This is a genomic window from Cypionkella sp. PAMC25878 (assembly GCF_058135695.1).
Map to the genome: position 1 here is coordinate 2,155,791 of NZ_CM176871.1, position 21,945 is coordinate 2,177,735.

General features: G+C 60.2%; 20 protein-coding genes and 2 pseudogenes. 12 read left to right on the plus strand and 10 right to left on the minus strand.

Annotated elements, in window-relative coordinates; translation table 11 throughout:
- Nucleotides 1–90 precede the first annotated feature (90 nt).
- Together ACS5RD_RS10435 and ACS5RD_RS10440 are read right to left on the minus strand one after the other, a co-directional pair.
- Nucleotides 91–624: a hypothetical protein gene (locus ACS5RD_RS10435; RefSeq protein WP_489931125.1), complete on the minus strand. Its 534-nt coding sequence runs from the start codon at nt 622–624 to the stop codon at nt 91–93.
- A complete protein-coding gene (locus ACS5RD_RS10440) occupies nt 597–1,628 on the minus strand; it encodes an AMP-binding enzyme (RefSeq protein WP_489931126.1) in 1,032 nt (343 codons plus the stop codon). Before ACS5RD_RS10440 ends, ACS5RD_RS10435 begins: the two co-directional genes overlap by 28 nt.
- 9 nt (nt 1,629–1,637) lie before the next feature.
- Here ACS5RD_RS10440 and ACS5RD_RS10445 point away from each other — a divergent pair.
- The 3 genes and pseudogenes from ACS5RD_RS10445 to ACS5RD_RS10455 all read left to right on the plus strand — a co-directional run.
- Nucleotides 1,638–2,015: pseudogene (locus ACS5RD_RS10445) on the plus strand (IS66 family transposase); the annotation flags it as partial.
- Between the two features lie 3 nt (nt 2,016–2,018).
- Nucleotides 2,019–2,805: pseudogene (locus ACS5RD_RS10450) on the plus strand (IS3 family transposase); the annotation flags it as partial.
- Nucleotides 2,782–3,189 (plus strand): LysR substrate-binding domain-containing protein, encoded by a 408-nt coding sequence (locus ACS5RD_RS10455; protein WP_489931362.1) that lies wholly within the window; start codon nt 2,782–2,784, stop codon nt 3,187–3,189. The pseudogene ACS5RD_RS10450 and the gene ACS5RD_RS10455, both read left to right, overlap by 24 nt.
- A 169-nt stretch (nt 3,190–3,358) precedes the next feature.
- Here ACS5RD_RS10455 and ACS5RD_RS10460 read toward each other — a convergent pair whose 3' ends face one another.
- The 7 genes from ACS5RD_RS10460 to ACS5RD_RS10490 are packed head-to-tail and all read right to left on the minus strand — an operon-like array spanning nt 3,359 to nt 11,577.
- Entirely contained in the window at nt 3,359–4,375 is a 1,017-nt protein-coding gene (locus ACS5RD_RS10460) for an ABC transporter ATP-binding protein (protein ID WP_489931127.1), read from the minus strand.
- Nucleotides 4,372–5,358: an ABC transporter ATP-binding protein gene (locus ACS5RD_RS10465; protein WP_489931128.1), complete on the minus strand. Its 987-nt coding sequence runs from the start codon at nt 5,356–5,358 to the stop codon at nt 4,372–4,374. The genes ACS5RD_RS10460 and ACS5RD_RS10465 overlap by 4 nt, the downstream gene beginning before the upstream one ends.
- Entirely contained in the window at nt 5,355–6,845 is a 1,491-nt protein-coding gene (locus ACS5RD_RS10470) for an amidohydrolase family protein (protein WP_489931129.1), read from the minus strand. The genes ACS5RD_RS10465 and ACS5RD_RS10470 overlap by 4 nt, the downstream gene beginning before the upstream one ends.
- Nucleotides 6,842–8,044: an amidohydrolase family protein gene (locus tag ACS5RD_RS10475; RefSeq protein WP_489931130.1), complete on the minus strand. Its 1,203-nt coding sequence runs from the start codon at nt 8,042–8,044 to the stop codon at nt 6,842–6,844. Before ACS5RD_RS10475 ends, ACS5RD_RS10470 begins: the two co-directional genes overlap by 4 nt.
- 3 nt (nt 8,045–8,047) lie before the next feature.
- Complete coding sequence (locus ACS5RD_RS10480) at nt 8,048–8,980, minus strand: ABC transporter permease (protein ID WP_489931131.1); 933 nt, start codon at nt 8,978–8,980, stop codon at nt 8,048–8,050.
- 3 nt (nt 8,981–8,983) lie between these two features.
- Nucleotides 8,984–9,955, minus strand: coding sequence for an ABC transporter permease (locus ACS5RD_RS10485; RefSeq protein WP_489931132.1), 972 nt, complete (start codon nt 9,953–9,955; stop codon nt 8,984–8,986).
- Between the two features lie 59 nt (nt 9,956–10,014).
- On the minus strand, nt 10,015–11,577 hold the full coding sequence (locus ACS5RD_RS10490) for an ABC transporter substrate-binding protein (RefSeq protein ID WP_489931133.1): 1,563 nt from the start codon (nt 11,575–11,577) through the stop codon (nt 10,015–10,017).
- Nucleotides 11,578–12,161: 584 nt separating this feature from the next.
- Here ACS5RD_RS10490 and ACS5RD_RS10495 point away from each other — a divergent pair.
- The 4 genes from ACS5RD_RS10495 to ACS5RD_RS10510 are packed head-to-tail and all read left to right on the plus strand — an operon-like array spanning nt 12,162 to nt 15,058.
- Complete coding sequence (locus ACS5RD_RS10495; protein WP_489931134.1) at nt 12,162–12,962, plus strand: transporter substrate-binding domain-containing protein; 801 nt, start codon at nt 12,162–12,164, stop codon at nt 12,960–12,962.
- Between the two features lie 7 nt (nt 12,963–12,969).
- A complete protein-coding gene (locus ACS5RD_RS10500) occupies nt 12,970–13,635 on the plus strand; it encodes an amino acid ABC transporter permease (RefSeq protein WP_489931135.1) in 666 nt (221 codons plus the stop codon).
- Nucleotides 13,635–14,285, plus strand: a complete 651-nt coding sequence (locus tag ACS5RD_RS10505; RefSeq protein WP_054008859.1) for an amino acid ABC transporter permease — start codon at nt 13,635–13,637, stop codon at nt 14,283–14,285. Before ACS5RD_RS10500 ends, ACS5RD_RS10505 begins: the two co-directional genes overlap by 1 nt.
- A 14-nt stretch (nt 14,286–14,299) precedes the next feature.
- Nucleotides 14,300–15,058 carry an amino acid ABC transporter ATP-binding protein gene (locus ACS5RD_RS10510; protein ID WP_489931136.1) on the plus strand — a complete coding sequence of 253 codons (759 nt, stop codon included), beginning with the start codon at nt 14,300–14,302 and terminating at the stop codon, nt 15,056–15,058.
- 10 nt (nt 15,059–15,068) lie between these two features.
- On the opposite strand, the gene ACS5RD_RS10515 is transcribed toward ACS5RD_RS10510, so the two are convergent.
- The gene (locus ACS5RD_RS10515) at nt 15,069–16,025 is read right to left on the minus strand and encodes a LysR family transcriptional regulator (RefSeq protein ID WP_489931137.1); all 957 of its coding nucleotides are present in this window, start codon (nt 16,023–16,025) and stop codon (nt 15,069–15,071) included.
- 236 nt (nt 16,026–16,261) lie between these two features.
- On the opposite strand from ACS5RD_RS10515, the gene ACS5RD_RS10520 reads away from it, so the two are divergent.
- The 5 genes from ACS5RD_RS10520 (at nt 16,262) to ACS5RD_RS10540 (ending at nt 21,886) form a co-directional block, all read left to right on the plus strand.
- Complete coding sequence (locus ACS5RD_RS10520; protein WP_489931138.1) at nt 16,262–17,329, plus strand: ABC transporter substrate-binding protein; 1,068 nt, start codon at nt 16,262–16,264, stop codon at nt 17,327–17,329.
- 59 nt (nt 17,330–17,388) lie between these two features.
- Entirely contained in the window at nt 17,389–18,237 is an 849-nt protein-coding gene (locus ACS5RD_RS10525; RefSeq protein WP_489931139.1) for an ABC transporter permease, read from the plus strand.
- Nucleotides 18,234–19,055 (plus strand): ABC transporter permease, encoded by an 822-nt coding sequence (locus ACS5RD_RS10530; protein WP_489931140.1) that lies wholly within the window; start codon nt 18,234–18,236, stop codon nt 19,053–19,055. Before ACS5RD_RS10525 ends, ACS5RD_RS10530 begins: the two co-directional genes overlap by 4 nt.
- An 11-nt stretch (nt 19,056–19,066) precedes the next feature.
- Entirely contained in the window at nt 19,067–20,173 is a 1,107-nt protein-coding gene (locus tag ACS5RD_RS10535) for an ABC transporter ATP-binding protein (RefSeq protein WP_489931141.1), read from the plus strand.
- A gap of 102 nt (nt 20,174–20,275) precedes the next feature.
- The gene (locus ACS5RD_RS10540; protein WP_489931142.1) at nt 20,276–21,886 is read left to right on the plus strand and encodes a 5-guanidino-2-oxopentanoate decarboxylase; all 1,611 of its coding nucleotides are present in this window, start codon (nt 20,276–20,278) and stop codon (nt 21,884–21,886) included.
- Nucleotides 21,887–21,945 lie beyond the last annotated feature (59 nt).

Genomic DNA, 21,945 nt, shown 5'->3' on the forward strand with positions numbered 1-21,945 from the left:
TTCGGTTGGGTCAGAGACTATCTCAAACTGGATTAAATCCTGGGAGCAGCGTCTGTGCCCGGTCGCTTGACAGGCTGGGCACAGAGACGCTTAAACATGCTTCGAGAGCCCGTTCATGTGGATCTTCAGCCGGGCATAGAACAGCCGATCGCCGATGATGTGCAGACGGTTGACGCCGGGGATGATTTCTGCCGCATTGGCGCGCGGCGACAGGCGACGCCAATCCACCAGATTTAGGCCTCGGCTTAGGCTGTCGCCCGCGCTGAACGAGGCAACCGGCACATTCAACGGCGCAAGGATGTGGCGGCGAAATACCAGCGCATTGTCGATCAGCACCCAGAACGTGTGCTCGCGACTTGCCACTTCGGGCCCGTCGGTTGGCAGCGGATCAGCCTCATTGCCGATAAAGCGCGGGAATTGCGCGTAGCATTCCGCAGCCATCGCGCCGATCAGGCGATGCCATTCGCTGCGCATCTGGCTGTATGACAACCAATCGTCCAGCTCTGCCTGAAGACGGGCGCGCTCGCCGGGGGCAAAGCGCGGCACTGCACTTGGGGCGAAATCGCGGCCCAGATCGCAGACATCCACCTGCACGATCAGACGGATATCGACATCGTTTGCCAACTGCCGCGCGGCTTCCCATGCCAGCAGCCCGTCCCAAGACCACCCCAGCAAAGCACAAGCGCGGCCGCGCGGATATGGTCGACATATTCGGCGACCATATCCCGCACCGATACATTCATCGCTTTGGTTTCATTCAACGAATGGCACAAAAATCCGGTGGCGGGTTGATCCGCCCTCAAATATTCGGTCAGGCGCAGATATTCACGGGTCGATACCAACAGGCCGGGGAAGCAATACAGCCGCGGCTTACTGCCACCAGCGCGCAAAGTGGTCGCGCTGTGTCCTGTGGCATTGCCGGCGCTGATCCTTGCGGCCAGTTCGCGCACGGTTGGGGCGTCGAACAAATCCGCCACAGTTAGCGCCACTTGCGGCCACAGCTTGCGTAGCCGCACCAGAACCTTCGGCGCCGTCAAAGATCGCCCGCCCGTCGCGAAGAAATCATCGGTGACGCCAATCAGATCATGGCCGACCTCGGCGCGCCAGACCGCCAAAATCTCTGTTTCCGCCCGGCCCACTGCGGATTCACCTTTCGCACGGCGCTGCACCCGGCCCGGCAAAGGCAGGGCGGTGCGGTTCAGCTTGGCGTTGGGGTTGGTCGGCATGCGGTCCAGCACCACCACCACCGCCACGGGCTGCATATGCTTGGGCAGTCTTGATGCCAGCGAAGCCAACAGATCCTCGCCTGCCACTCTGGACGGTGCCACGACATAGCCGACCAACCGCTTGTCGCCATCTTCGTCGCGCAGCAGCACCAAAGCCTCACGGACGCCGGGTTCGGCCAGCAAAGCCGCCTCAATCTCGCCGGGTTCAATGCGGTAGCCGTTCAGTTTCACCTGAAGATCGCCCCGACCGCGGAATTCGATGGTGCCGTCCTCGCGCCAACGACCCAGATCGCCGGAACGATACAGCCGCGCGCCCGCAGGCCCACCCAGACGCGGACCGAACGGATCGGGGATAAAGCGATCTGCAGTGGTGCCGGGGCGGCCAACATAGCCGCGCGCCACACCTGATCCGCCGAGGACGTGTTGAAGCGCATCGCCGAGCTTTACAAGATTGAGGCAGAGATCAGGGGCTTGATCCCAGAGAACCGCCACGCCATCTGCCAAGACCAGTCAGCGCCGAAGATCGTCGATTTTGAGACTTGGCTCACCCACCACCGCGCCCGCGTATCTGCCAAATCCCCCTTGGGCGAGGCGCTGAAATACATCGCAAAATATTGGACTGGCCCTTGCTGGTTCTTGGTTGATGGCCGGATTGAGATGGACAGCAATGCTGTCGAGCGAACAATCCGGCCCATCACCCTGAACCGAAAGAACGCCCTCTTCGCCGGGCACGATGCCGGTGCCGAGAACTGGGCCACCATCGCGCCCTTGGTCGAGACCTGCAAACTCTGCCTGCAAACCGTGAGGGGGGCCCCTTCGCACCGTCAGCGACGGGACATGGTGCTCCTCGCCCATATACGCGATCAGCACCGGCTGAGCTTGGGCAGCGGCGGCAGACCTCGTATGACCGCGGAGCTGAACGAGCTGGGCTTTCGTGTCGGCCAGCGCCGCGTCGGGCGACTTATGCGCCAGAACGGCATCCAGGTCATCCGCAGCCGAAAGTTCAAGCGCACCACCGACAGCGACCACGCCTTCAACATCGCGCCGAATCTTTTGCGACAAGACTTTGCGACGAGCGGACCCAACCAGAAATGGGCGGGGGACATCACTTACGTTTGGACCCGTGAAGGCTGGGTCTATCTGGCGGTTATCCTGAACCTGTTTTCGCGCCGAGTGGTCGGCGGGGCTATCAGCAACCGTATGAAGCAGGATCTCGCTCTGCGCGCACTGAACAGGGCGATCGCGATCCGCAGACCGCCGCCAGGCTGCATTCACCACACGGACCGCGGCTCGCAATACTGTGCCCACGACCACCAGAAGCTTCTGCGCAAGCACGCGCTGACGCCCTCCCCTCTCACGGATGTAAACATCCGCTGCCGGGCAGCGGATGAGCGGGAAAGGCAATTGCTATGACAATTCTGTCGTCGAAAGCTTCTTCAAGTCGCTGAAGGCCGAACTGGTCTGGCGCCGCAACAGGCAAACCCGTCGCAAAGTCGAAGTCGCCATCTTCGAATACATCAACGGCTTCTACAACCCGCGCCGAAAACACTCTGCCCTGGGATGGAAATCACCCGTGGCCATCGTACAGGTCTTCGCCCATGAGATCAGACCAACCGATATCGTCCTGTTCCGGGAGGCGCTGCATTGGGGGAAATATTTTGAATTGTCATTGCCTGCTGACGGATCAGTGCCATTTTTGTCCTTTGATGATGACTGCTTCTATCGACAGTGGGCGCTGGATATCGGACAGGATGATGGCGCGACGATGGAAACGGTTTTCGAATGCTCCAGCGCTGCGGGAATTATGGCAGCCGTGAACGCAGGCCTTGGTGTTGCGCTGTTGAGCGATCGTTATCTACGCCCAGATATGGAGGTGGTCAGGGATCGCTTGCCCGTCCTCCTATGCTTGCCTATGTCATCCGCCGGGCGCGCAAATCAAGAAATCCGGCGCTGGATAGCCTGATCCGGGAGATTAGCGAAGAAATAAGCCGGAATGGCGGCCTGTCGCTGGTGGCCTGACAGATACCGCTGTTGTCAGAGGACAGCTACGGCCTCAAAGCGGCGTTGCTCAGATCGGCTGCGCAAGGGCAATTTCCTGCCCTTGGCGTTTGTTAATTCAGAGCCCCATAGGATTACGCCGACAGACGGCGCTCGCCTACCAGCGACACGGCCAACGCGGCCATGGTTTCCGCGACGCGGTGGCAGGCGACGCGGCTGCCGTCATTGTAGGCCTGCATCTCGGGGCGTTCCGCCGCACAGCGCGCGTCGGCTTGCGGACAGCGGGGGTGGAAGGTGCAGCCTGAGGGCGGTTTCATCGGGCTTGGTACCTCGCCCGATTGCACCTCACGGTCGCGCTTGGGATCGGTGACGTTGGGAATGGTTTCCAAGAGAAGCTGCGTGTAGGGGTGCTTAGGGTTGGCAAACAGCACTTCGGTGGCCGCCTGTTCGACGATGCGGCCCAGATACATCACCGCGATCTGGTCGGACATGTGGCGCACCACGCTCATGTCATGGCTGATGAACAGATAGGTCAGCCCCATTTCATCCTGCAAGCGCCGCATCAGGTTGAGGATTTGCGCTTGCACCGAGACATCGAGGGCCGAGGTCGGCTCGTCACAAACTAGAAACTCGGGCTCGGTCGCAAGGGCACGGGCGATGGAAATGCGCTGGCGCTGGCCGCCGGAAAACTCATGCGGGAATTTGCGGCCATCGCGGGGGGCAAGGCCCACTGTGGTCAGCAGTTCACCGACGCGTTCGGTGATTTCAGCCTCGGTGTCGCGCAGTTTCAACTCGCGCAAAGGTTCGGCGATGATGTCGAACACCCGCCAGCGCGGGTTGAGGCTGGCATAGGGGTCTTGGAAAATCATCTGCGCTGCCAAGGGCTTGCCGTTCTTGCCATTGGCAAATTGCATCTGGCCCGTGGTCGGGCTGTAAAGCCCGGTCACCAACCGCGCCACGGTGGATTTGCCGCAGCCGCTTTCGCCGACAAGGCTGAGGCAGCCACCAGAGGGTACGCTGAAACTGATGTCGTCCACGGCGCGCAGATAGGCTTTGGGCTTGCGCTCGATCACCCGGTTCAGCCACGGGGCCGAGACGTTGAACAGCCGCGACAGGTGGGTGACGGTGAGGGCGGAAGTGGGGGCGTTCATGCGGCGCTCTCCTGTGCGGGTTGGTTCAGAAAGCAGGCGCTTTGGCCCGATCCGCTGGGGTGCAGGTGCGGGCGCTCAACGCGGCAGCGCGGCATCACCTGCGGGCAGCGCGGGTTGAAGGCGCAGCCTTGCGGGATCGCATCCAGACGCGGCATCGAGCCATCGATCTGTTGCAGACGTGGCACCCGTGCGCCCAAAGTGGGGATCGAGCCCATCAGGCCGCGCGTGTAAGGGTGGCTGGGGCGGGCTATCACATCGGCCACCGGGCCGATTTCAACCAAGCGCCCGGCATACATCACCGCCACCCGGTCGGCGGTTTCGGCAATGACGCCCATGTCATGCGTCACCAGCATCACCGCCGTGCCGTTGTCTTTGCACAGGCGGCGCAAAAGCGAAGTGATCTGGGCTTGGATCGAGACATCTAAGGCCGTGGTGGGTTCATCCGCGATGATCAGTTTCGGGCGGGCGGCGAGGGCGAGGGCGATCACCACGCGCTGCCGCATGCCGCCTGAGAATTGGTGTGGGAAGTGGTCAACGCGGGTTTCGGGGCCGGGGATGCCGACCTCGGCCAGCAAAGCGATGGCGCGGTTGCGGGCTTCGGTGCGGTTCAGCGGCAAATGCAGGCGGATGGTTTCGATCAGTTGTTTGCCGACCGAAAACAGCGGGTTGAGCGAGGTGAGCGGGTCTTGGAAGATCGCGCCGATTTCGCGGCCACGGACCTTTTCCATTTCGCGATCTGTTAATTGGTCGATACGGCGACCGTTCAGCCAGACCTCACCGCCCGCGACATGGCCGGGGGGCTCCAGCAGGCCCAACACGGCCAATCCGGTCATGGATTTACCCGCGCCGGATTCGCCGACTACGCCAAGGATTTCACCGGGCTGGATGGTTAGGCTGATATCGGCAAGGGCTGTGACGGTGCCGTGGCGGCCAGGAAATTCCACCCGCAGGGCGCGGACATCAAGCATGGGGGTTTGGGTCATGGCTGTGCTTCCTGTCGGATCGGGTAGCTTGGCGGGAACAATTCAGCGACTGGACGGTGCTGCCAGCTGCGCTCGGGGTATTTTGCCAGCAGGCCGTCGAATTGCGCTTGGGCGCGGGTTTGGGCGGTGGGCATGTCGATGCCTGCGACGCGGCCTTCGCACATTGACAGGCGACCGTCGACAAAGGTGGCTTGGGTGACTTTGCCAGAGCCGCCTGCGATCAGCGTGGTGATCGGATCAATCGCCGGGGTCATTATGGCATCATCCAGTCGGAACACCGCAATATCGGCGCGGGCATTGGGTTTCAGGCAGCCAATATCGGTGCGGCCCAAGGCGCGGGCACCGCCCAAAGTGGCGGCATCCCAGAAATCGGCGCTTTGCTGGTGCGGGGCAGTGGGGTCAGCGATGCGGGCGGTCATCAGGCCGGTGAGCAGGTTCAACAGCATGTCGGCGGGGGCGGTATCGGTGCCCATCGCGATGTTGATGCCGCGCGCGCGAAGGCCGCCGAAGGAGCGCAGGATGGAGCCGCTGCGTGCCGAAACCAGCGGGCAATGCACGACGCTGATGCCGTTTTCTGCGTAGTGGGCGAGGTCGGTTTCGGTTGCATTGGTGGCATGGGGGGCGAGGATGCGGTCGTTGAGCAGGCCTTCGCGCGCCAACCAATCGGGGGCGGTGGTGCCGTGCAGGGCTTGGACGGTCTGCACCTCCATCGCGCCTTGCGCCATGTGCAGGCGGACGCGGCAATCCAGATCGCGGGCGGCGTCCATGGTGCGTTTCAGCAGGGACGCGGTGCAGGTTTCCACCCGGTCGGGGGCGAGCATGCCGTTGATCAGGCCGTTGTGGCGACCATTTTGGGCGGCGATGAAGGCGATGGCGTCGTTCAGGCCCGCCATGCCGCGGGGTTCGTCGAACTGCGGGCGCATTTGGCCGGGGGCATCCAAGACCATGCCACCCGCGCGGTAGGCGGGGGAGAGGTAGACACGCAGGCCCATCTCGCCTGCGGCCTCGGCGGCGGCGGTGAATTCGGCGGTGGTTTCGCCCCATGCGCGGTAGAACAGGGAGGCGATTGGGGCGGCGGTGGTGATGCCGTTCAGCAGCAGTTGCGCGAAGGCGTAGCGTTTCTGGAAGGAGAGTTCTTCGGGGGTATACATCTCATAGGGGCCGCGCTCGATATAGCTGCGCGGCCAGACCCGGCCTTTGGCCCAGCCGGGGTTGTGGTCGATGCTGAGGATGGTGGTGTCGAGATCGGAGAGCGCATCAAGGTCGATCAGGCCCGGCGAGATCAGGGCGCGACCAAGGGCGATGCGGCGGGCGACTTCGCCTTCAAAGGGTTGGCCGACATGCAGGATGCGGCCGGATTCGAAGACGATTTCGCCGTTGGGGATCAGGCAATGGCCGCCGTTAGCATGGCCGAGCACCCAATCAGCGGTGAGGGCGGTGCGGCCTGTGGGGTGCTCGCCAAGCTTCAGGTCTTGAAATACACTCATGGCATGGTGATCCCCGGCAGGGTCAGCGCACCATTGCGGGCGACCACGCGGCCAGCTTTGACCACCAGCGGGCGGGGGGATTCTTCGACGACGGCATGGGCGAGGGTTTCGCCTGCGACGAGCGTGAGATCGGCCACAGCGCCAACCACCAGCCCCAAAGCCTCAAGACCCATCGCATCGGCCCCGCCGCGCGAGGCGGTATCGAGCAGCAGTTCCAACTCGTCATCGCGGCGCATGCGGTTTTTCATCCCCACGATGCGGGCGCGGTGCAGCATGTCGGGCTGTCCCCACGGGCCCCAAGTGTCGCGTATACCGTCGCAGCCCATCCCCACCTTGATACCTGCCGCGCGCATGTCTTGCAGAGATGGGACTTCGGCAGAGGGGTGGCCGGTGGTGAAAATGCGGATATCTTCGCGGGCCACCTGCTCCATCAACGGGCCAACCCGGTGCGGGTTGGGCATGCCCAGACAGAAGCAATGCGACACACCGACCTTGCCCTGCATCCCGTGGGCGCGGGTGCGGGTGATGATTTCTTCCAGCGTGAAGGCCCCGAGTTCGCCGTATTCGTGCAGGTGAATGTCGATGGGTTTGCCGTGCTTTTCGGCCAGCCGGAAGATCGCATCCAACGAGGCTTTCGGGTCGCGGTCCATCGACGACGGGTCAAGCCCGCCGACCACATCGGCGCCCATCGCCAAGGCTTCGTCGAGCAAGTCATAAACGCCGGGGCGGATCATCAGGCCAGATTGCGGGAAGGCGACGATTTGGATATCGACAGCCCCTTGCAGCGCGCCACGGGTGCGCAGCTTGCCCTCCAGCAGGGTCAGCTTGTGGTCGTGGTCCACATCGACATGGCTGCGGATATGGCCGGTGCCGTTGGCGATCAACTGCAAGGCGTGCCGCATGGATTGGCGGTGCACGTCGAGGCACAGCGGGATACGCTCGTTGCGTTCGTTGTCGATCAGGTCTTGGAGATCGCCGCCCTTGCGGCCTGCATACCAGCCCATGCCCCAAGTGGTTTTGTCGAGATGGGTGTGGGCATCGACCAGCGCCGGGATGGCAATCGCGCCTTGGCCGTCTTCAACTGCCACGCCATCGGCGGCAAGGTTCGGGCCAATCGCCGCGATACGGCCCGCGCGGATCAACATGTCGGTGGCAGCCCCAGCCATCGGACGGATATTGCGGATCAAAAGATCGGTCATCACTTACCTCAGTTTCGGGTTCAGGGCATCGCGCAGCCAGTCACCCAGAAGGTTGACCGACACGACAAGCAGGCAGAGTTGCAGCACGGGGAACAGCACGATCCACCACATGCCAGAGAACAGGAATTGGTTGCCAAGCCGGATCAGCGTGCCAAGGCTGGGCTGGCTGGGCGGCATTCCGATGCCAAGGAAAGACAAAGTGGCTTCGGTCAGGATCGCCATGCCGAAGTTCAGCGTGGCGGCGACAAGGATCGGAGTCAGCGTGTTGGGCAAGATGTGACTGAACATGATGCGACGGGCGGGCACTTTCAGCAGTTGGGCGGCCTGCACATATTCCTTGCGCCGCTCCACCGCCGTTTGGGCACGTACGGTACGGGCATATTGCACCCAACCACTGAGCACGATGGCGAGCACCAGCACGCCCGCAGCCCCAACATCTCGCAGGGCGGGCGGCAGCAGTTCGCGGACGATGGCACTGACCAGAATGGCGATCAGGATGGTGGGGATCGAGAGCAGAATATCGCCCACCCGCATCAGGGCGTTTTCGACAAAGCCGCCGTAATAGCCCGCAGCCAGCCCCGATCCGATGCCGATGATCAGCGCGAACACCACCGAGGCGATGCCGATCAGGATCGAGATGCGGGAGCCATACAGGATTGCAGACAGGATATCGCGGCCTTGGGTGTCGGTGCCGAGAAGGTAGGGCCACTGGCCACCCTCCAGCCAGATCGGTGGGATTTCGGCGTTCCACAACTCCAGTTGCGCCGGGTCAAACGGGTTTTGTGGCGCATAGAGTGGTGCTGTGAAGGCGCTGATGATCAGCACGGCCAGTAGGGCGGCGGCAAACACCGCGCTGCGTTGGCGGGTGAACGAGTACCACAGATCGCTTTGGCGGATCCGGGCCAGCAGGCTTGGAGAGCTAAGGTTTACGGTCATGGATCAGGCCTTTGCATTGCGCAGGCGCGGGTCGATCAGCGCATAGGTGATGTCCACCAGCGTGTTCAGCGCGACAAAGATGAAAGAGACGATGCAGAGATAGGCGGCCATCACCGGGATATCGACAAAGGTGACGGCTTGGATGAACAACAGCCCCATACCCGGCCATTGAAAAACGGTTTCAGTGATCAGCGCGAAGGCGATCAGGGAGCCGATGTTCATCGCGGTCATCGTCACCACCGGCATCAGACAGTTGCGCAGGGCGTGGCTGTAATGCACGCGCCAGGCAGGCACGCCACGGGCGCGGGCGAATTTGATGAAGTCGGATCGCAGCACTTCCAGCATTTCGGCGCGCACCAAGCGCATGACCAGAGTGATCTGGTAGAAGGACAAGGCGATAGAGGGCAGGATCAGGGCGGCGCGGCCCGAAGGGGTCAGCAGGCCGGTGGTCCACCAGCCGATGTTCACCACATCCCCGCGACCAAACGCGGGCAGGATGTTGAACATCACCGAGAACACCAGAATAAGCATGATGCCGATGACGAAACTGGGCAGTGAGACGCCGATGATCGAGAGAAACTGCAGGCTTTCGGAATACCATTTGCCGCGATGGATGGCGGTGATCACCCCCAGCGGCACACCGACCACCAGTGAGATGATCGTGGCCATCAGCACCAGTTCGATGGTGGCGGGGAAACGCTCGGCAATCAGGCTCATCACCTCTTGCTGGTTGCGGTAAGAGATTCCGAAATCGCCCTGCACGGCGTTGGTGACAAAGTGCAGATATTGCATCGGCATGGATTGGTTGAGGCCAAGGCGTTCGCGCAACTCATCCCGCTCGGCCTGGGTGGTCTGTTCGTTGACCATCAGCTGCACCGGATCGCCGACAAAGCGGAAGATCATGAAGGCCATCAAGGCTACGACAAGCATGACAAAAGCCGCGTTCGCCAGCCGTTTTATCAGGAAAACAATCATGTGACTGGCTCCGTAAGGGGTGGGGCCCGGCGCGCAATACGCCGGGCCAGCGATTTCGCTTATTCGGTCATCCGGGTCAGCCAGTGCCGACCTTTGTTGTCCGAAAGCTGCACCACGCTTTCCACCTTGTCAGAGGTCGCCCAAGCCATCGGCTGCTGGTGGAACGGCAGCATGATCGACTCATCCTTCACGATCTTCAGCGCCTGCGATTCCAAAGCCAGCCGCTTGGTGCGATCCAGTTCGGTCGAGGCTGCGATGATCAGCTTATCCAGTTCAGGATAGGACCAGCCGCCCCAGTTGAACACCCCGGCCTTGTCGCTTTTGGTCTGGAACACTTGCAGCAGGATCGAATAGGCATCCAGCATCGGCTCGTTCGCCCAGCCAAAGCTGAACATATCGGCTTCACCATTGGTCTGTTTGATCTGCTGCACGGCGTTCGGGCCAATGCTGAGCGTCGGCTTCAGACCCACGCGGGTCAGCATCGAGACCATGGCGTTGCAGATTTCTTCCTCGTTCAGCCACACATCATTGGCGCAGACGATTTCAAACGCAAAGCCTTCGGCGCCGAGTTCCTTGATCATCGCGGCGGCTTTGTCGGGATCGTAGGCGGTCGGCACGTCCAAGGCGGCATCATAGCCGGGGATCGCCGGGGCGACGACGGTGCCGGTCACACGGGATTTGCCGCGCATCACCTTGTCGCGGATCAGGTTGAGGTCGATGGCCAGCGCCACAGCCTCGCGCATTTCTTTGTGCTGGAAGAAGTTCGGCTGACCGTTCGCCAGTTTGTCGTGGAAGTTGAAGCCGAACATGATGGTGCGCAATTCATTCGCTTCCATCACCTTGACGCTCGGGGTGGCCTCAAGGCGCGGCAGATCCTGCACCGGGGCTTTTTCGGTGAAGTCGATCTCACCCGACAGCAGGGCGGCGACGCGGGTTGCATCCGAGGCGATCGGGGTAAATTCGATGCGTTTCAGGTTGTGCTTGGGGGTATCCCACCAGTTATCGTTGACCACCAGCACGGTCTTGCTGTCGGGCACCCGGCTTTCGACGATGAATGGGCCTGTGCCGTTGGCGTTGAAGGTCGGATAACCTTCGACCTTTTTGGCGACATCGGTCGGCAGTTCGGCGTGATGCTCTTTCAGCCAGCCTGCGTCGAACATGTGGATGTTGGTCAGATCGTTCAGCAGCAACGGATAGGTGCCCACCAGTTCGATATCGACGGTGTAGTCATCGACCTTGGTGGCGGATTTATAGGCGGGCAGGTTGCCTTTCAGCGGGCTGTCGGGGTGGCTGACGCGCGCCAGCGACGACACCACATCATCCGCCGTGAAGTCAGCGCCGTCGTGGAATTTCACGCCGTGCCGCAGCTTGAAGCGCCAGATGTTGTTTGGCAGCACTTCCCATTCGGTCGCCAATGCTGGTTCGATCTGAAGATCGGCATTGTAGCGCACCAAGCCTTCATAGACGTGGTTCAGAAAGCTGATGGTGAAGGTGGAGCCGTAGGAATACGGGTCCAGCGAGTTGATGTCGCGGGCAGCGCCCCAACGCAGAGTCTGCGCCGATCCGGCGGTGGCAAAGCAGGCGATGGCTACGCCGGCCAGCAGGGTGGATTTGAAAAACATGGTCTGTCCCTGTTGCGGGCCCGTCTCGTCTCGGTCTTTCGCCGGGATTCGCGGGCAGATGATGAACGCTGCGGCGAGTGCAGTCGTCCTGCTTCTACTGTCAGAATTGCGGACCATTTTGTCAATAATTTTGTCGACAATATTTTCGACATAGGAATTTTTGCCTAACTCCTTGGCAATTTGTACAAATATTGAACCCTATCAAAACGAAGCAGCCCGAGATCAAGCTCCGCTCTGCCCTGATAGTGTTATCGAAAGATTCGACCAGATGGTCAGTTTGCAGCTTCATACGCAAGATAGCTCTGCGTTGGTCGATAGCATTCATGGGGATGCGATCCCGAGGTGCAGTGTTGATTCTATTTGAGATCGTTATCGGCGATGTTAGGGGAGTAGCCTATGGGCTATGGTGACGGGGGACACAGTGAACTCCGCACTTGGCCAATGCTCAGCCGTTCCCGTGCTTACATGGATGTTGGCCAAACTGAGTTTCGGATCATCACTATTGAACAGGCAGAAGAACCAACGACACTGGCCCCAGACGTGTCAAAAGCAACGCGTATGAACCCAACAATCAGGAGGATCACATGATATTTTCTCTCTCCCGCCGTGCCAGTTTGAGCTGCGGCCTTGCCTTGGCCGCCAGCTTTTTGGTGGGTGCCATGGAACCTGCGCGTGCGGATGCGCTGGACGACATCACCAAAGCAGGCGTCATCAAGGTTGGAATCTTTGAAGATTTCCCGCCCTTCGCCTCGCTCAATGCCAGCATGAAAATCGAGGGCTATGACACAGAAGTTGCAGACAAGCTTGCGGCAGCACTGGGCGTCAAGGTCGAGTTGGTCGGCATTACCGGGCAGAACCGGATTCCGTTTCTGACCGAAGGCAAAGTCGATCTGCTGCTGAGCATCGGCTACAGTGACGAGCGGGCGCAGGTGGTGGACTATACGGATGCTTATGCCCCCTATTATATCGCAGTCATGGGTCCGAAAGATGTCGATGTCAAAGACGCGGCTGGCCTTTCGGGCAAAACCATCGCGGTGAACCGCGGCACTCTGGAAGACACCGAAGTGACCAAGGTTGCCCCGGCAGATGCCGACATCCAGCGCTACAGCGACTATAGCGGCGTGATCTCGGCGTTCCTTTCTGGTCAAGCGCAGTTGATGGTGGTTGGCAATGATGTGGGTGCCACAATCCTTGCGCAGAACCCGGCGATTGAGCCGGTTGAGAAGTTCCTGCTGCTGACTTCGCCGTCGCAAATGGCGGTGAAGAAGGGCGAGACACGGCTGCAAGAGGCGCTGAACACGGCACTGGTGGCCATGAAAGCCGATGGCGAGCTGAACGATTTGGCCGTGAAATGGCTGAAGCAACCGCTGGTCGAAGGTTTCTAAGTCAACCATGGGTTACGCATTCGATTTCAGTGCGATTTCGGAAAATATCGGCCTGCTCCTGCATGGGGCGGGCCTCACGATTGGTTTGACGGCGATTGCGGCAACCGTTGGCATGGCGCTGAGCATCGGCGGGGCGGCTGCGGCCCTATGGGGTCCTGGCTGGTTGCGCAGGCTCGTCGGAGTGTATGTCGAACTGATCCGCAACACGCCGTTCATTGTGCAGCTTTTCTTTATCTTTTTCGGGTTGCCCAGCCTTGGCGTGAAGCTGACGGCCTTCGAGGCGGCAGCCTTGGCGATGACCATCAACCTGACGGCTTATGGCATCGAGATTGTCAGGGCGGGGATTGAGGCGGTGCCACCGGGGCAGCGCGAAGCGGGCTTTGCGCTGGGCATCGCGCCGATCTCGACGTTTATCTATATCGTTCTGCCGCAAGCGATTGCCGTGGTTTATCCGGCTTTGGTCAGTCAGATTGTGATTACCATGTTGGAATCGGCGGTTGTTTCACAGGTCGCTGTCACCGATCTGACCCATGCGGCCGATCTGATCCAATCGCGCACCTATCGCGCGTTTGAGACCTACTTTGCGGTGACCCTGATCTATCTGGGCATGGCACTGCTGATGCGCTGGTTGTTCAACCGCGCCGGACGACAGCTTTTTGCGGGGAAACGCTGATGGTTACGCTGTCACTTGCCGATATTATCCCTTTCCTGCTGCTGGCCGCGCGCTGGACGCTGTTGCTGTCGGCCATCGCCTTTGTCGGAGGCGCTACCGGGGCGACGCTGCTGTTGCTCTGGCGTTATGGCGCGCCGAAGGTTGGGGGCGTTGCGACCTCGCTTTACATTCAGCTTTTTCAGGGCACGCCGTTGTTGCTGCAACTGTTTCTGGTGTTTTTTGGGCTGCCGCTGCTAGGGGTTGAAGTCTCACCTCTGGCTGCAGCGGGGATTGCGCTGACCTGCTATGCCAGCGCGTTTTTGGCCGAGATCTGGCGCGGCTGTGTCGATGCCATTCCGCGCGGGCAATGGGACGCCAGTGCCAGTTTGGGGATGAATTTCCTGACGCAGATGCGCTATGTGATCCTGCCGCAGTCGCTGAAGATCGCGGTGCCGCCGACGGTCGGCTTTCTGGTGCAACTGTTGAAAAGCACCGCTTTGGCCTCAATCGTCGGCTTTAACGAATTGACCCGATCCGGCCAGATTGTCGCCAATGCGACGTTCCAGCCCTTCCTGATTTATGGTCTGGTGGCGCTGATCTATTTTGCCATGTGCTACCCGCTGACCGTTGGTTCCCGCGTTCTGGAACGACGGATGCGGATTTCCCGCTAATACTGGAGAGAAAAATGGCAGACCTGCCAGACCCTTCCGCACCGATGATCGAGATGCGCAACGTCAACAAATGGTATGGCGAGTTTCAGGTTCTGAAGGACATTTCCCTGACCGTGGCCAAGGGCGAGCGGGTCGTGATCTGCGGTCCTTCGGGGTCGGGAAAATCGACCGCGATCCGCTGCATCAATCGGCTGGAGCAACATCAATCCGGGCAGATTTTCGTCGAGGGCGTCGAGCTTACCGATCAGATCAAGAACATCGAGCATGTGCGGCGTGAGGTTGGCATGGTGTTCCAGCAGTTCAACCTGTTTCCGCATCTTTCGGTGTTGGACAATCTGACCCTCGCACCGCGCCGGGTGCGGCATCAATCGCGCAAAGAAACCGAAGCGCTGGCGATGGAATATCTCGCGCGGGTGCGGATTGCCGAACAGGCTCACAAGTTTCCCAGCCAGCTTTCCGGCGGTCAGCAGCAACGCGTGGCGATTGCGCGAGCGCTTTGCATGGAGCCGCATATCTTGCTGTTTGATGAACCGACATCGGCGCTGGACCCGGAAATGATCAAAGAAGTGTTGGATGTCATGGTGGAGCTGGCCGAAAGCCACATGACGATGATCTGCGTGACCCACGAGATGGGTTTTGCCAAGACGGTCGCCGACAAGGTGATCTTCATGGATCACGGCAAAATCGTCGAAGTTGCCCCGCCGGATGAATTTTTCTCCCAGCCCAAGAATGAGCGGACAAAACTGTTTCTCAGTCAGGTTCTGAAGCACTGACCCATGCCCGCTATCCGACGGCTCTCGGCAGCCCAACCATCCGCTTGGCGGCATTTTTCTGGGCTGGCTGTTGGCCATGCGCCAAACGAAGTTCTTTCAGAAACACCGATAGGACCGGTTTCTTTTCCTCAGTCTTGCGGGTGACCAGATAGACGGGATTCTGGTAACCTAGGGTTGGTTCCAGAATTGGACGCATCTGATCGAGCGCCACCCAGTGTTGTGCGACATGCACTGGCAGGAAGCCAATATAGACGCCCGACAGAATGAACGCCGCGACGCTTTCCATCAAGTCAGCCACCGCCGTTGATGCCAGTTTGATCCCGGGTGGCAGCTTTTCTGGCGCAGCATAGGCACGGCGCACGAATTGCTGATCCTTCAGATCGGCTATCCCGATCTCATGATCTGGGGCAAACAGAGGATGGCCGTGGCCACAGTACAGCGCCTGCCGCTCTTCAAAGATATCTTCATACTCCAAATAGGGTGAATGTTGGCCGCAGGCCCCCAATCCCATATCGCAACTGCCCTCCAGCACCATACGCTCGATTTCAGAGGGCGAAGTGACACGAATGCTGCACTGAACCTCGGGGGCCTTGTGATGGAAGGCCGCGATGGCCTGATGCAGGCAACAGACGGGGTTGGTGATCAGGCTATCCAGCATTCCGATGGCAAGATTACCGGTCAGGCAGTTCCGCGCGGCCCCTGCGTCAGAGCGGAACTCGTCAAGCGCCATGAACAGGCGCTGGCTGGCCTGATAGATAAGCTGGCCGCGCTCGGTCAAACGGAAACCGGAGCGCCCCCGTTCACAAAGTCTGACGCCCAGCCGCTGCTCTAGCGAGGTCATGTGGGTACTGATCGTCGACTGGCTGATGTTCAGATCAATTTGCGCCGCCGAAAACCCGCCAGCTTCCACAACCTTGGCAAAGACCTTGAGAAGCCGAATATCGCCTTCGGTGAGATTGCTCAGCATTCAAGCCCCTTTCGGAGAAACCATGGTCTGGATGCGCGGTTTGTGCTGTGCGTCAATGCCAGCGAAGCCGATCCGAGCCGCAGCGAAAACCGGACGCCCGTTACATTGATGTGCCGAAAACTACGCTTTGGCAATTCGATATTGTTCAGTCCTTTGGTGTTTGCAACCATCTTCGCAGACGGCCGTGCGGGTCAACCGATGCGGGCAATGTCGCAAACGTCCATGGGGAGACTGACATGACTTCGTTTACCAGACGGCAAGCACTGCAGACCGCCGCCGCCACTTTTGCGGCAAGTTCGATCGGCTTCATGAGCCGCGCCGCGAGTACCACCGAGCTTACCGTCGTCGAATGGGGCGGTGGTGTGGTCGATGCGATGAAGCAGATCGCGGCCAAGCAAGATGCGGTGACGATCAACTGGGTGCTGCATCAGGGTGGGTCCGGCGCGATCCTGCCCAAGATCAAGGCAACCTGGCCGACTGCCGAGTTTGATTATGTTGCGGGCTGGGAAGGCTCGTTCAACGGTATGCTCAAAGAAGACTGGCTGGTGCCGGTCACCGTGGAAATGGTGCCGAACTTGGCCGATATTCCTGAAAAGATCATCGTGAAAAATGCCAAAGGCGAATGGATGGCGGTGCCGCGTGCTGTGGGCGGTATCTATTTCGCCTATCGCTCGGACATATGCCCGATCGAGATCAAGAGCATCGACGATCTGTTCGACCCGAGCCTGAAGGGCAAGATCTGCTGGCCCGGCCCGACCCAGAGCATGATGCTGCAACTGGTGGCGCTGGCCCTGCACGCGGGCGGCGACGAGAACAATCTGGAGCCGGGTTGGGAGCTGATGAAAAAACTGGCAGCCTCCGGCAACATTGGTCGGATCGCTGTGACGGACACCGATTTCACCACGTCGCTGACCAGCGGCGAAACCGTCGCAGGGTTCTATTCGGAACCGCAGCTGACCTCGGTGGCCGAGGCTTTCCCGGTGGCCCGCCTGACCAAAACCGAAGGTATGCCGGTGTTTCTGTATCAAAGCGGCTTTGCGGTGTTCCAGAACCGGCCCAACCTTGATGCCACGCTGGCCTTCATCAACTTCGCGATCAGCCCCGAGATGAGCGAACTTTATGCTCAGGTTGCCGGCGAGGCCCCGTTGAATGTGAAAGCCAAGACGCCTGACAACCTCAAGCATCTGTCGTTCACGCCCGAGGAATTCGACAAATTCGTCTATGTGCCGGATTTCAACGTCGTGCTGACGCAGCAGGACGCGTGGGCCAAGCGCTGGGAAGATGAAATCGCGCCGCTGCTCTAAGCGAACAGGCGTAGATCACTGATGTAGATCACTGATAAAGGGCAGGGGGACACAGAAGCATGTTTAACAATCGTTTACCAAACCCCCTGTTCCTGCCTGCTGCGACCATCTTTCTGATGCTTTTCACCTTGCCGATGGCGGGTTTGTTCGTTGAAAGCCTGCATACCTATGTTCCGGGCAGCATCGGTTCGGCTGCCGATGCGCCGTTTACGCTTGCCAACTACGGCGAACTGGTCAAGCCTTCCTTCGCCCGGTTCTTCTTTCAGACCCTGCGCATCAGCCTGTTCGCGTCGCTGGCGGGGGTGTTCTTTTCACTGCCACTGGCCTATTGGATGGCCCGAAAGCTGCCTGCGGACTGGCGGGTCATTGCCGTCGGCTTTTTTGTGACCCTGATGTTTCTCAGCGTTTTGGTGCGAACCTACGCCTTGGAACTGACGTTCGGCGCGACCGGGCCGCTTGGGCCCGTCCTGCAGTCGCTGGGCATTTCAACCAACAGCCGGGGCTATATCGAGATTCTCGTCGGGGTGGGCCTGCTGCATTACATCATCCCGATGTCGGTATTGACCCTGCTTGGAACCTATCAAAACATCGACCCAAGGCTGACCGACGCCGCGCAGGTGCTGGGTGCCCCGGCTTGGCAAGCGCATCTGTCGGTGACGCTACCGCTGTGTATGCGCGGTATTCTCGCGGCCTTCCTGTTCGGGTTCACCTTTTCGATCAGTGCTTTTGTCATCCCGATGATCTTGGGCAAGGGGCGCGTGCTGTTCATTTCCAACCTGATCTACACCCGCTTCAGCGAGATCGCCAATTACCCGAGTGGAGCGGCGATATCGGTCGTGCTGTTCGTGCTGGCGATGCTGATCGTTTATGCAATGACCCATATGGTCAACAAATGGTGGCAACAATGACTGGTCGCCGTGCTGATGACCTGATCCGATTTGCCTGCAAGGCGATGAATTGTCTGATCATTCTGTTCTTGCTAACCCCCATCGCTGTCACCACTTTGATGGCCTTTGACGCGCGGGATTACCTTGGGCCGTTGCCACCACCGGCTTTGTCACTGCGGTGGTTCAGCGCGTTTTTCTCGGACAGCTATTTCCTGAATGGTCTGGTCACCAGCGTCAAGCTGGCCTGCCTATCGGTCACCATCTCGCTTTTTGCCGGAGTGGCCACCGCCTATGCCGTTGATCGGGCGCGTTTTCGCGGCAAGGAGGCAATGGTGTCGTTTTTCCTGTCGCCGCTTGTGGTGCCGCCCGTGGTCACTGGCTTCGCCTTGCTGCTGTTTTTGTCGAAGATTGGGGTGATTGACGGCTTCGCCCGGCTGTTGTGTGGCCATATCATCATCACGGTGCCCTATACGATCCGCGCCACGCTGGCGTCGATATCCGGCATCGACAAATCTTATACCGAGGCTGCGCTGATCCTTGGCGCCAATGAACGGCACGCTTTCTGGGACATCACCTTGCCGCTGGCCCGCACCGGTATTGTCAGTGGGGCGATCTTTGCCTTTGCGGTCTCGATGGATGATGTCGCCGTCTCGATCATGCTGACCGATGCCAAAACCTATACGCTGCCGATTGCGCTGATCAGCAGTATGCGGGCCAATTTCAACCTGTCGATCGCGGCGGCGTCGGTGATGCTGATGGCGATGACGATCCTCCTGATTGTTCTCCTTGAGAAACTTGTCGGCCTGAACCGCGCCATCGGTCAGGGCACCTTTCGTTGAAAGCACAGATCATGAATGCGTCAAATGAGGTCGTTCTCACATTCGACAATGTCGCCAAATCCTTCGGGGGCGTCCGTGCCGTCGCTGGCCTCAGCTTCTCCGCCGTTGCGGGCGAAACTCTGGCGATTTTGGGACCAAGCGGTTGCGGCAAGACCACCACGCTGCGCCTGATTGCGGGCTTTGAGGAACCCGATATCGGGACCATTGCAATCGGCCGCGAGTCGATGATCGGCAAACGCCCCTATGAGCGCAACGTCGGGCTGTTGTTCCAGCACTACGCGCTGTTTCCCCATATGAGCGTACGGGAAAACGTCGCTTACGGTTTGAAGTACCGGAAATGGCCCAATGCAGAAATTGCAAGCCGGGTGGATGAAATGCTGCGGCTCGTGCAGCTTGAGGATTTCGGAGACCGCCGCCCGCAGCAGTTGAGTGGTGGTCAGCAGCAGCGCGTCGCTCTGGCCCGGGTCCTCGCTACGAAACCCAAACTGGTTCTGCTGGACGAGCCGCTGTCAGCCTTGGACGCAAAATTGCGCGAAGAACTTGGGGCCGAGCTGAAGCGTATTCTGACCGAGGTGGGCTCTACCACCATCGTTGTGACCCATGATCAGGATGAAGCGATGAGCCTCGCAGATCGGATCATCGTGATGAATCGAGGCGGGATTGACCAGCAAGGCTCGCCCAGCGACATCTACTCGCGTCCGGCGACGCAGTTTGTTGCGACATTTATTGGCCGCAGCAACTGGCTTGGCGGCAGCCTCAAGCTGAACAACAGCGGCGGTTTTGCCAATGTTGTCATGGACTCAGGGGTAGTCCTTACCACCGGAAACCCCGGTCTTGGCGACGATGTGGCCGTCAAGGTCGGAATCCGGCCAGAGCGCATCTCCATTGTGGGCACGCATGAAGATGACCGGATGACAGGCGCCAATCAGTTTCCGGCGACGGTGGTCACTGCGATCAGCATGGGGGCCGAAAATCATTACCACGTCAGTTGCAGCGCAGGGACGCTGATGGTGGTGGAGCCGGGTGGGCGCGGCATGTCGTTTTCTCGGGGCGACCGGGTCAAGATCGGTTTCCGGGCCGAGGATTGTGTGCTGTTCCCGAGCAGGGACGCGGCCTGAACCAACAACTTCAACAGAGCGCGGCACATCGACAATTCCGAGCGGGCTGTGCGGCGGGCCGATCCGGTGCGGACTCGGCTGCGGGTAAATAGAGGGCGGATTATGGCGACATGCGGCGAATATCTGGTTAAATTGCTGGAAGCTTATGGGGTCGAGCTGATCTTCGGCATCCCCGGCGTACATACGGTTGAGCTTTATCGCGGACTGCCCGCCACACGCATCCGCCATATCACCCCGCGCCACGAGCAGGGGGCCGGGTTCATGGCAGACGGCTATGCGCGGGTGTCCGGCAAGCCTGGTGTGTGCTTCATCATCACCGGTCCTGGGATGACCAACATCACCACGGCCATGGGCCAAGCCTATGCCGATTCCGTGCCGATGCTGGTGATTTCCAGCGTCAATGATCGGCGGCATCTGGGTATGGCGCAGGGGCGCTTGCATGAATTGCCGTCGCAAAGCGGTCTGGTGGCCGGAGTGGCCGCCTTCAGCCATACCGTGCTGGACCCGGTCCAACTGCCCGAGGTTCTGGCGCGCGCCTTCGCGGTGTTTTCTTCGGCGCGGCCACGCCCGGTGCATATCGAAATTCCGCTGGACGTTATCGTGGCCGAAGTCGATGACAGCCAACCCATTGCTTGGGCTCTGCCGGAGCGCCCTGCCGCGCAAAGCGGGGCAATCGCAAAGGCGGCGGCACTGCTGCGCGCGGCCCAGAGCCCGCTGATCATCGCCGGGGGCGGGGCGCAGGATGCGGCTCTGGAAATACGCGCGCTTGCGGACCTGTTGGACGCGCCGGTGTTCATGACCATCAACGGCAAGGGCATCCTTCCACCGTCTGATCCGCGCGCTTTGACGGGCAATCTTGGCATGGAGCCATTGCGCCGCGCACTGGCCGAGGCGGATGTGGTTCTGGCCATCGGCACCGAGTTCGGCGAGACCGAGATGTATCCCGAACCACATCCCGTTGAAATCGGCGGCAGGTTGATCCGCATCGACATTGATCCGCAGCAGTTGGTGACACATTTTTCAGCGGATATTCCGATTGCAGCGGACGCGAAGCTTGCAGCGCAAGCATTGATTGCGGCGTTGGGGGGTAACCGCGAGGATCGCGCAGGTGCCGCGCGCGCGGCGTCAATCCGGGCCGCGGTAATGCATGGTCTGTGGCCTGCCTGCAAAACTCACGGTCGGATCATGGATCTGGTCAGCCGCACCCTGCCGGATGTGATTGTTGCGGGCGATCAGACCGAGCCTGTCTATTGTGCCAATCAGTTCTATCAGGCCCCGCGCCCGCGATCCTATTTCAACTCTAGCACCGGCTACGGCACGCTGGGGTATGGGATGCCCGCCGCCTTCGGGGCCAAACTGGCGGCGCCTCTGCGTCCGGTTGTCTGCCTGATGGGCGACGGCGGTATTCAGTTTTCCATTCAGGAACTCGCCTCGGCGGTGGAGGCTGGTATCGCGGTGGCGATCGTGGTCTGGAACAATGCGGGTTACGGCGAGATCAAGGCCTTCATGGCAGATCGCGGCATACCGCAGATCGGCGTCGATATTTTTACCCCTGACTTCACCGGGATCGCCACCGCGATGGGCTGTGCCGCAAGCCGTCCGGACGACAGTGTGGCCTTTGCAGCGGAATTGGCGCGGTCGGTTGGACGCGCTTTTCCGACCCTGATCGAAATCCGAGCCGGATCGCCGCTCGCGATGGAGTTGGGCGCATAGCCTAGCGGCAGGATCGCTACCATCGGGGCGGACGAAGCTTGTCCCCGCCCCCTTTCACA